Source organism: Methylobacterium sp. J-076, assembly GCF_022829405.1.
Taxonomy (GTDB): Bacteria; Pseudomonadota; Alphaproteobacteria; order Rhizobiales; family Beijerinckiaceae; genus Methylobacterium.
Genome location: NZ_JAKSXW010000082.1, coordinates 1 through 8,970, shown reverse-complemented (window position 1 = coordinate 8,970; position 8,970 = coordinate 1). Strand labels below are relative to the sequence as shown.

Annotated in this window: 8 protein-coding genes and 2 pseudogenes; 4 read left to right on the top strand and 6 right to left on the bottom strand. The window is 64.8% G+C overall.

The genetic code is table 11. The features are described from left to right. Positions 1–132: pseudogene (locus MKK53_RS07320) on the top strand (IS5/IS1182 family transposase); the annotation flags it as partial. 169 nt (positions 133–301) lie between these two features. Here the strand turns inward: MKK53_RS07320 and MKK53_RS07315 are convergent. The 3 genes and pseudogenes from MKK53_RS07315 to MKK53_RS25695 all read right to left on the bottom strand — a co-directional run. Then, positions 302–793 carry a hypothetical protein gene (locus MKK53_RS07315; RefSeq protein ID WP_409564288.1) on the bottom strand — a complete coding sequence of 164 codons (492 nt, stop codon included), beginning with the start codon at positions 791–793 and terminating at the stop codon, positions 302–304. A 131-nt stretch (positions 794–924) separates the two neighbouring features. Continuing rightward, entirely contained in the window at positions 925–4,980 is a 4,056-nt protein-coding gene (locus tag MKK53_RS07310; RefSeq protein ID WP_243928035.1) for a beta strand repeat-containing protein, read from the bottom strand. Positions 4,981–5,013: 33 nt separating this feature from the next. Beyond that, a pseudogene (locus MKK53_RS25695) lies at positions 5,014–5,226 on the bottom strand (hypothetical protein); the annotation flags it as partial. Positions 5,227–5,770: 544 nt separating this feature from the next. Between MKK53_RS25695 and MKK53_RS07305 the strand changes: the two are divergent. After that, on the top strand, positions 5,771–6,085 hold the full coding sequence (locus MKK53_RS07305; protein WP_243928034.1) for a hypothetical protein: 315 nt from the start codon (positions 5,771–5,773) through the stop codon (positions 6,083–6,085). A gap of 182 nt (positions 6,086–6,267) precedes the next feature. Here MKK53_RS07305 and MKK53_RS07300 read toward each other — a convergent pair whose 3' ends face one another. Genes MKK53_RS07300 through MKK53_RS07290 form a run of 3 tightly spaced genes read right to left on the bottom strand, consistent with a single transcriptional unit; the run spans position 6,268 to position 7,089 of the window. Further along, the gene (locus MKK53_RS07300; protein ID WP_243928033.1) at positions 6,268–6,486 is read right to left on the bottom strand and encodes an amino acid transporter protein; all 219 of its coding nucleotides are present in this window, start codon (positions 6,484–6,486) and stop codon (positions 6,268–6,270) included. A gap of 40 nt (positions 6,487–6,526) precedes the next feature. Continuing rightward, complete coding sequence (locus tag MKK53_RS07295) at positions 6,527–6,880, bottom strand: hypothetical protein (protein WP_243928032.1); 354 nt, start codon at positions 6,878–6,880, stop codon at positions 6,527–6,529. Beyond that, entirely contained in the window at positions 6,877–7,089 is a 213-nt protein-coding gene (locus tag MKK53_RS07290) for a helix-turn-helix domain-containing protein (RefSeq protein ID WP_243928036.1), read from the bottom strand. The genes MKK53_RS07295 and MKK53_RS07290 overlap by 4 nt, the downstream gene beginning before the upstream one ends. 112 nt (positions 7,090–7,201) lie before the next feature. Here MKK53_RS07290 and MKK53_RS07285 point away from each other — a divergent pair, with 112 nt between their 5' ends. Together MKK53_RS07285 and MKK53_RS07280 are read left to right on the top strand one after the other, a co-directional pair. After that, the gene (locus MKK53_RS07285; protein WP_243928031.1) at positions 7,202–7,573 is read left to right on the top strand and encodes a hypothetical protein; all 372 of its coding nucleotides are present in this window, start codon (positions 7,202–7,204) and stop codon (positions 7,571–7,573) included. Positions 7,574–7,708: 135 nt separating this feature from the next. Next, the gene (locus MKK53_RS07280) at positions 7,709–8,386 is read left to right on the top strand and encodes a hypothetical protein (RefSeq protein ID WP_243928030.1); all 678 of its coding nucleotides are present in this window, start codon (positions 7,709–7,711) and stop codon (positions 8,384–8,386) included. Positions 8,387–8,970 lie beyond the last annotated feature (584 nt).

Genomic DNA, 8,970 nt, shown 5'->3' with positions numbered 1-8,970 from the left:
ACCCTGGCGTGGTTCGCCCAGTTCCGTCGCCTCGCCATCCGCTACGAGCGGCGAGCCGACATCCATCTCGCCTTCTCGACGCTGGCTGCCGCCCTCATCGTCTGGCGCTTCATCGAACGATGGTTTTGTTAGGCGCTCTTATTCCGGTAGGCGGACCCGCTCTCAAACACGATCCGACTGGCCTCGACCGCCACGGGCTTGTTCCCGCTGAGAAGCAGCGCGCCGCAGTAATCCACGCGCAGCGTTCCATGCTCAGGGTGGACCGCGAACAGTTCAGGGGCCGTCCATCCCAGCCGATCCGTCACGGACCTCCCGGAGCGACCTCGCCACCAGCAGGCTTAGCGGGCCGCGCTACCGGTCCAGGCTTCCCCTTTGGAGGCTCCACATGCTTCGGCTCACTGACGTGCGCGGCCGGGGGCTGTTGTGGCGGGGAGGGCGCTACTGGCGTCGACGAACCAACGTTCACCGAAATCCCGAACAGCCGCCAGCGCCCTTCGACCGGTGCGAACAACAGTTCGAAATTCACTTGGCTGGGTACCGATGGGAAGAAGCCCGCCATGTGCAGCAGACTGTTGGCCTCGATCTGCGGCAGCAGCGTCAGCTGTGGGTCGAGCACCGCCACCCCTGACAGGTCGAGCTTCTGAGCACGCTGGCTGGCGAAGATCTCACCGATGCGAGCGGCGGTGTTGGCATCCCGAAACCCAGGCGCCGCGAGGTCGCGGAGCACCGTGTAATTACCGGTTTCGTTCGCCTGATGAAGCGCGAGCAAGATAGACCGGATTAGGATGAGCACTCCGTTCCGGTCGATCTGTGCGGGTTGCGGGGCAGCCTGCTGCGATGGCTGTGGCTTGGGCTGCCCAGAGACAGTTCCGGACCATACACACAGCAAGCCGAAGCAGATTAGACCCGTCGATCGGACAGACCTCACAGCTCACCCATGATGCCGAAGCGGACACCGACATCGCCCCTTCCGCCACCTCCGACGCCAGCGGTGATTGCTATCGGGCTAAGGGTATCGAGGCGGTAGGCGATCGCTCCACCAAGACCATACTCGCCTTTAAAGGTGGCTCCGTTGAGTGTGTAGGTGAGCTTGCCGGGTGCCGAGGGAAGTGGGGCCGACGATAGAGCGAGCGCGACAGCTACACCTTGACGTGCCTCACGCCTCGTCTCGACGGCATAACGACTGAGTGCTCCGAACCCGGCTTCGAGGCTGCTGACACGCCCGTCCAATGCGGCGATGCTGCTAGGGCCGATGCCCGAAGCAGCGAGGTTGCCCGCCGCGTCCGTGGTCACGAACCCGGTCCCGCCCGTCTGCTCTGCGAGACTCTGCGCTGAGGTTACGCCAGCCAGCGTGTAGGTCTGCCCGCCGGTGCCGAACGCCACCTGATTGGCCCGTGTCGTCGCAACGCCGGTGCCGACCGCTACGCTGTTGGCTTGCTGTGCCGAAGCGCCTACGCCGATCGCTACCGACCCGGCCCCAGTAGCGTTGGAGCCGAAGCCCACCGCCGTTGCGTTGCTGCCGACGGCCGTGGCCGAACGACCGAGCGCCGTGCTATTAGCTCCAGACGCAGCTGCAAAGGCGCCGAAGGCCGAAGCCTCGTTGCCGGTGGCGACCGCGTTGAAGCCCACCGCCGTGGTCGGGTCGCCGGTTGCAATGGCTCCTGCACCGATCGCAATGGCGCCGGTCATGGTCGCTTGGGCTCCGGTGCCGATGGCTGTGGTGCTACCGGCTGACGCGACAGAGCCGAACCCACCGGCGACGGCGTTCGCACCACTGGCCTGGGGAGCCCCAAGGCCATCCGCGTTGTTGGCGCGGAATAGACCAGCTTGGCCGGTTTGAAGTGCGACTATGTTGCCGGTGTTGGTTGCCGTCTGGCCTTGCAGCACGCCGATGGCCGCGCTGTTACCTGCCACCTGTTGGTTCGTGGCGAACAGCTGTGAACCATTCACCGCTTGGGTCGATGTCGCTGACAAAGTGCCGGTGGCGACGTTACCCAGGGCAACCGCCCCGCCGGTACCAACGAGGTTCAAACCATTCGAGGGTGTGCCGGGTGTTGCGTACTGGACAGGGCCGGCTGCACCTGAGGCGATGGCCTGGATACCTGACACCGCGTTTGTATAGGTCGCCCCCGAGCCATTTAGACCGTAGCTAGGGCCCGTGAAGGTGCCGGTAGCTGCGTTGTAGGCTGCACCGCCTCCGATCGCCGTAGCGGCCCCTGTCCCGACCGAATTGACATTGGTGGCCACGCTAAAGAGCTGCGATCCGTTGACGGCGTCGGTAGAAGTTGCCGTGACCGCCCCGGCGGCGACGTTCTGGATCTGACGTGCGGCTCCGGCCTGCCCGACCGAAAACACATTACCGGATCCAGCCGCCACTGCTCCAGCGTTGGTACTCACGCCCAAGGCTGCATTGCCGGTGGTCGAACTGGCCGCCGTCGCGATCGAGCCTTGCCCCACCGCCACCGAGTTCGCGAGGCCACCATTGGCTCCCTGGCCGAGCGCGGTGCTGTTGCTTCCTGTGGCCTGCGCACCGAAGCCCAGCGCTGTGGCGTTGGCCGCCGCAGCGTTGGCAGCATTGCCTACCGCGGTAGATTGGACGCCGCTGGCCGTGGCGCCGAACCCGCCAGCCGAGGCGTCCACCCCGGTCGCGGTGGGACCTAGCCGTCTGTTGGCATTGTTCGACACGAACAGCCCAGCCGCGCCTGCCTGCAGGTTGGTGATCGCCTGATTGGTGGCAAACAGCTGCGAGCCGTTCACCGCCTCTGTGGAGTTGACGGACAGCGTGCCTGCGGCGACGTTGGCGAGCGTGACGGGCGCACCGGCACCCACGAGGTTGAGCGCGTTCGAGGGCGTGCCCGGCGTCGCGTACTGGATGGGACCGGCGGCGCCGGAAGAAAGCGCTTGCTGGCCAGCGACGACGTTAGTGAAAGTTTGGCCCGAGCCGTTGAGCTGGTAACTGGGACCGGTGATGCTGGTAGTCACCGCATTGTAGGTTGCGCCGCCACCGATGGCTGCGGCCGTGCTGCTGCCGAGGTTGGTGATACCGGCAGCCCCTTGCTGAGCTAGAGTAAAGAGCTGCGAGCCGTTCACGGCATCGGTCGAAGCAGCATTGACCGCTCCTGCCGCCACGCCCGTGATCTGCCGGTTGCCAGCCGTGCCGGCCACGTTGACGACCGTCCCTCCGGTGGCAGCGCCGACCGTGATCGGCGCATTGCCGTTGGCCTGCTGTACGAGGCCGGACGTGCCGTTCTGCAAGGCGGTGATGTTGCTGGTGTTCGTGGTCGTGCGCCCGTCGAGGTTGGTCAGGGCGTCGCCGACGTTGTTGGTCGTCATCGTCCCATTGTTCAACGTGTAGGTCGGACTGGTGAAGGCGCCCGTCGTCGTGCTGAAGTTCGCTCCGCCACCGATCGCCGTCGCAAGGTTTCCTCCGACGGCCTGCAACTGCCGCAGATTCACCGCGTCTGTGGCCCGCGTGCCGCCCGCCACGTTGGTGATCTGGCGCTCGGCCCCGGCCGCGCCCACCGACACGGCGCCGTTGGTGGACGCGACCGCTGTGCCGGAGAAGAATTCTGCGTCGCCGTTCAATCCGTTACGATTAGCAAGTGCTCCTTGGCCTAGCGCTACCCCACCAACAACAGTTGCAGTTGCACCCTGGCCTAAGGCTACGCTGAAATCACCCAAGGAGTTGCTGAATGCTCCAATAGCTGTGGAGCTGTTTCCGCGGGACGCGGCTTGACCACCAATTGCAGTGCTATTCTGACTGGATGCAACACTAGTTGTTCCAACAGAGGTTGTATAATCACTTGTTGATGAGCTGCCATTACCAATAGCGATTGCTTGCGATGCAGCCGCTGTGGCTCCCTCGCCGAGCGCTATTGCATCCGGATTGGACGCAGTTGCGCCGAACCCTGCAGCGAAAGAACTTGCTCCCGTCGCGCTCGGGACAGGCAGTCCAAATGTATTATTCGCGGCTACTGGCACGCTGGCGACACCAGCCTGAAGTTGACTGACATTCACCGCGTCAGTGGGTGCCGAGCCAGCTGCAATGCCGGTAATTTGCCGATTGCCGACCGCGACTTCGCCGGTAGAGGTCTGGGGCTGTGTTAGATAGGCGGCCGCGTAATTAGTCTGCGAACCTATAGCCGCTTGCGTACCCTGGCCCAGCGCTACATTAGACCCCTGCACACCTGCCGCGATACTCGCTCCCGTACCAAGGACGGTGGAGTTTGCAACCGCATTATCGACCGCGCCGAGGCCTAGCACGATCGAGTTGTCGCCAGCAGCGGTCGTACCTGCCCCCCCACCACTAAAGCCGCCAATGGCGATGGAGCTAGCCCCTGCAGCGTTACTTTGACCACCGAGTGCAATGGCGTCCCCGCCACTTGCCTTCGCATCTGTGCCGATCGCTAACGGGTCACCGTTGGTTGTGAGGCCGGCGGTACCTGCAGCGGCCCCGTTGCCGATGGCGATGCCCGCGCCACTCGCGGCGTAAGCTCTTGAGCTAGTCCCAAGTGCAACTTCGTTCACGGAAAACGTCTGTGCATCTCGGCCAACCGCAGTGGCGTTATCCCCGTTGGCAATCGCTCCTACACCAAGAGCGGTGGCGTTAACTGCGTTAGCGATAGCTCTTGCACCAATCGCGGTAGCATCATTCTGTCCGTTCGCCCGCGCACCGGCCTCCGCGCCGAAGCCGATCGCCGTCAGCCCGGTATTGGCCAAAGGGGTGATGTTGTAGACGCCGGTGTTGGTATCGAAGATCCCGAACCCACCCGCCCCAGAATTAGATCCGATGGCGATGTTGCCTTGCCCGGATCCCGTGACGGCGGGTCTGGCCGTCGTAGCGTTGCCGCCGCCGATCGCGATCGTGTTGTCACCGTAGCTCACCGCTCCGCCGCCGGCCGCCCCACCCGCGCCGATCGCAACGCCATAGGTGCCGGGGACGTTGCTGAACGCGTTGGCGTTCGCGCCGATGCTGATCATACCGACGTTTGCGGCACCTGTGCCACTGAAAGAGCCAAGGCTCGTGCTGTAGTCGCCGTACGCGTTCGACTGGTCGCCGACAGCCGTGGCTTGCTGTGCCGGAGTCCCCCCTGGGAGGTCGGTGCTCGCATTAGTTCCACAAGAGAAGGAGCGAGCGCCGGTCGTGGTCGCCCCGGTCACGGGATCGGTCGTGCAAACGGCCTGCGCGTGCGCCGCCCCGGGCAAGGCGAGGCCGAGCCCAGCCATCACCGCCACCGCCCACGGAGCGGCTAGACCGACGCCCCCCCCGCCAAGTCCGAGGGCGCCGACGCGCCCGCGCCGGCCCATGCCGAGGCAGCGGCAGGCCAGCCGCAACACCGAGATCAAGCGGCGGCGCTGTCCGTTACCAAGATCGGCGACGGCAAGGCCAGCGTAGGTGGTGCAGGAGCTGGTGTGGCTCCGGCACAACTTTGCCTTCGTCTGCTTGCTCATGGCGCCCTCTCTCGCACCGCGCGCTGTTCAAAGCAGCAGCTGCGGACAGGGTTACTTCATTGTTACAAATTGGTCCAAGATGGAACAGATGCGAATTTACGTGTAGTATTAATAAATTTTCCGTTACATTTTTATCACAAGCATCACTGATAATGGAAATGCTTATTGTCTAATGAAACGCGAATATGCCGAAGAGGCCGCGCGGTAGTCCTGCGCTGCTCTGAGGGCGCTCGGGGCGGGGGTCCCGGTCGCATGGGCGAGATGGGCGCCGTTGGGTTAATGAAAGCTTAACGGTAGCGCAGCGACGGGCGATGGAGAGATGACCGAACCCCGCTACCCGGCCACCGCCTACTCTTCGGGGCAGGGCGACCCTGTTCCGCGCCACCGCCGCAACCCGCGCCGAGCTTACGACCGCGAGGGCCGTGAAATCCGGCCGATGGATCTGGAGAACGCGGCTCAGAACGGGGTCCGGTCCATCCGCGCCATCTGCCCGCCGCCCTGCCGACATGAGAGGGAGGTGGCGCTGAGCCGCTTCCCCTCCACGATGGCGGTCGGGGATGTCGGGCTGTACCTGCGCTGCTCGGCCTGCGGGCGGAAGGGGCCGGAGACGGAGCCGATGTGGCCGCTGCGGTAAATAGGCAGCCTGCAATCCCCTGATCTATCGAACGTCGGCGCGCACAGTTGCCCTATCCGGCGCCTCCGCCGCGTGCAGAGTCGCAGGCCGGTTCAGCCAGAGCACCCACACAGCCAGCGCGCCGCTGCCAAGCGGGACCGAGAGAAGCAGGAGCACTTGCGCGGTCGTCATAGCTAAAGACCTCACAGGGAAGTCCGTGCCGTTGAATGTATGGCGCCACTGACCATCCAGCAAATCGCCATCAAGCCGAACACCAGGCACGGGTTCTGCGGTCCAGACCCCGAAGCCAGAACCGTCGAGATGAATGCGGCAAACCCGCCCACTGCGAACACCGCGACCGCAAGCCCGTTCAAGTGGGTGGCCGAGAGCTTTCGCCGCGCCTCGTCGTCCTCGGCGCTCACCCCTTCAGCTCCGGAAATTGGATTCCGTCCCGATCTTTCTTCATTGCAGGGTACCCCCACCCCGGACGCTTGCATCGCATAGGAGCGCCGCCGTCGCTTCGCGGTAGCCCCCTTCCATCGCCGCCCAGATGGCCTGCCAATGCTCTCCGCCGTGGTCGGCACCCTTCTCGTTCAGAAGATCGCGGGCGCCGATATCCATACGGGCAATCGCATGCTCGGTGGCCATCTCCACCTCTGCCGCCGTCCATCTGGGCTTGGCCGTGAGGAAGCGGAAGTTGGTCTCCGCCATTTGAGCGGCGAGGCGCCGCCCGAGAGAGATGTAAGTCGCTAGCGCTTCGCTCGACATGGGCTGGCGGTGAGGGTCCGTTTCCTTCCCGCCCCGTCGCTTGATCATGACCCCTTCCGTTCCCGGAATCGGATCCCGGCCCCGCCCCCGTTCTCAGGGATGAATTCGAGGCCGGCGGCTTCGAGGGCCGACCGCATCTTATCAACGCTACTGATCCGAGCGTCCTGTCCGGCCTCAAAACGATTGATCGTATTGCCACCAACGCCAGCCTCACGGGCGAGATCCTGCGTGGTCCACCCAAGCGCTGCGCGGGCCATTCGACACTGAAACGGCTTCATATGGTGATTTTATCACCGAAAGAGGGTGACTTCAAACCGGTGATGACGATACCTCTAGTGGTGAAATTATCACCAAAGATAGGTCGCCTCAATGTCCAACCGCCGCCCCCTCACCCCCGAGGCCCTGGCCCTGTTTCGGCATCTGGCGTGGTGGGTTCTGGACGAGGCCGAGTTCGCCGCCGGCCACCAGCCCGCCTACGACATCGCCATGGCGCGGGCGAAGGATCTGAGCCTCTGCCTGACCCCGCTCGCCGGCCCGACACCGATCACGCCGGCCAGTCGCCTCGCCACGAGGATCCCGCGTCGCGCCGTACCCGTGATCGACCTTCGGTCCCGCGTGTCGGTGGATACCCCAAAGGACGAGGAGACTCCCGGCGCAATCCGCGGATGGGAAGCCGTCACTCTCGTCCGTCCCGACACGCCGCACGTCCGCGCCCTGCGCTTCCTCGACCTCACGGGCTAGGCCTCGACCGCGCTCGCCCTGATCGGCCGGGGGCATCGCTGCCTACGGCTACCTGCCGCTCGTCTGACCTGCCGCCACCGCGCGGCTGTCGAGCGCCGCGACTCCCAGCATCCCCGACACCGCGAGGCCGCCCCTATGCGCAATCCCTTCCTCCGTCAGACCGAGACCGCCGCCCCCTCGCTTCGCGACCGTGCCGCCGACCTTTCCGGCCGCCTCGCCAGCGCGACCCGCAAGCCTGAAACCGCGTTCACCGCGCCTGCCGAGGACACCTTCACGCCTGCGCCGACCGGCCTTGCCGCCGCCTGCCTTTGGGCGGCTAGGCGCCGCGCCTGGATCGACAACGCCTTGAAGGTTTCGGAATGGTCGGATGAGGAGTTCGACGCCGAGAGCGGCAAGACGAACGCCGTCTTCACGCGCGCCATCAACGAGCCGTCCGCCAGCCTGCGCGAGATCACGGCCAAGGCGGCACTGGCTTTGGAGGACTTCGAGCGGTTTAGCGCTCACCCCGGCCTAAAGCTCGATGACGGCGGTCGCCTCGTTCACACGGTCCTGCGCGAGGTCGCAGCCTTCCAGGTCGAGGCGGCATCACCGTTGGAGCGCGACTTGTCTCGTGACGCTTTCTATTACGCTTGGGAGCTCGACCTCTCGCCGGTCCCTTTAGAAAACCTGATCTGCCTAAGCGAGGCGTCTCACCGAGCGGCGGAAGCTCTAAGCGAGATCGCTCAGGAGGATGGATTCTGGACCCAGCCCAATCGATGGTTCCTCACCGTTTGCGGTGAAGTCATCGACGCCGAGCAGAACCGCCTAGGGTGACTCCAAGACGCCTGTATTGCCGAGTTGGCGCGCCGTACGCCTCGTACAGAGCGCGAGCGCAACGCGGCCCTCATCACCCGCGTGACGCATGAAATGCGCTGCGAAGACAGGATCCGCAGCAAGGCCATGCTCGCAGAGATCCGAGAGGCGTGGGGCGGGGAATAGCCCGACCGCGCCGGCCCGCCCTTCCCTCTTTGCACTCCAGAGCAACCCCATGTCGAACGTAGTCGCCTTCACGCCCCGGCCGCGCCCGCCTGAACCCGCTGCCCTCGCGCCGTGCGCCGAGGCCCCTTACCTCACCAACCCGCTAACTATCGTCAGCACTCCGCACCCGAAGGATATGACAGCAGCGACAAGCAATGCACGATCAATGGTGCGACTGGTGGTGTCGCGAGCCGGGTCAGACATCCGGTAAGCTCCCGTTGTTTAGAAGCTGAAGAACGTGGCCTGCCCCCATTCGGTGGCCCGGGTTTGAAGTTAGTGCATCGTCGGTCGTGTGACGATGGCAGGAGGGGCGGACGGCACTGATCCGCTCGGTTCGGTTGGCCAGATGACGACCTCTGGCGCAGGCGGCTGGTAGCCGA

Excerpts from the sequence above, each read along its gene's own strand:
- MKK53_RS07310 (WP_243928035.1), bottom strand. The coding sequence starts at position 4,980 with ATGATCAGCATCGGCGCGAACGCCAACGCGTTCAGCAACGTCCCCGGC.
- MKK53_RS07305 (WP_243928034.1), top strand. The coding sequence starts at position 5,771 with ATGACCGAACCCCGCTACCCGGCCACCGCCTACTCTTCGGGGCAGGGC.
- MKK53_RS07295 (WP_243928032.1), bottom strand. The coding sequence starts at position 6,880 with ATGATCAAGCGACGGGGCGGGAAGGAAACGGACCCTCACCGCCAGCCC.
- MKK53_RS07290 (WP_243928036.1), bottom strand. The coding sequence starts at position 7,089 with ATGGCCCGCGCAGCGCTTGGGTGGACCACGCAGGATCTCGCCCGTGAG.
- MKK53_RS07285 (WP_243928031.1), top strand. The coding sequence starts at position 7,202 with ATGTCCAACCGCCGCCCCCTCACCCCCGAGGCCCTGGCCCTGTTTCGG.
- MKK53_RS07280 (WP_243928030.1), top strand. The coding sequence starts at position 7,709 with ATGCGCAATCCCTTCCTCCGTCAGACCGAGACCGCCGCCCCCTCGCTT.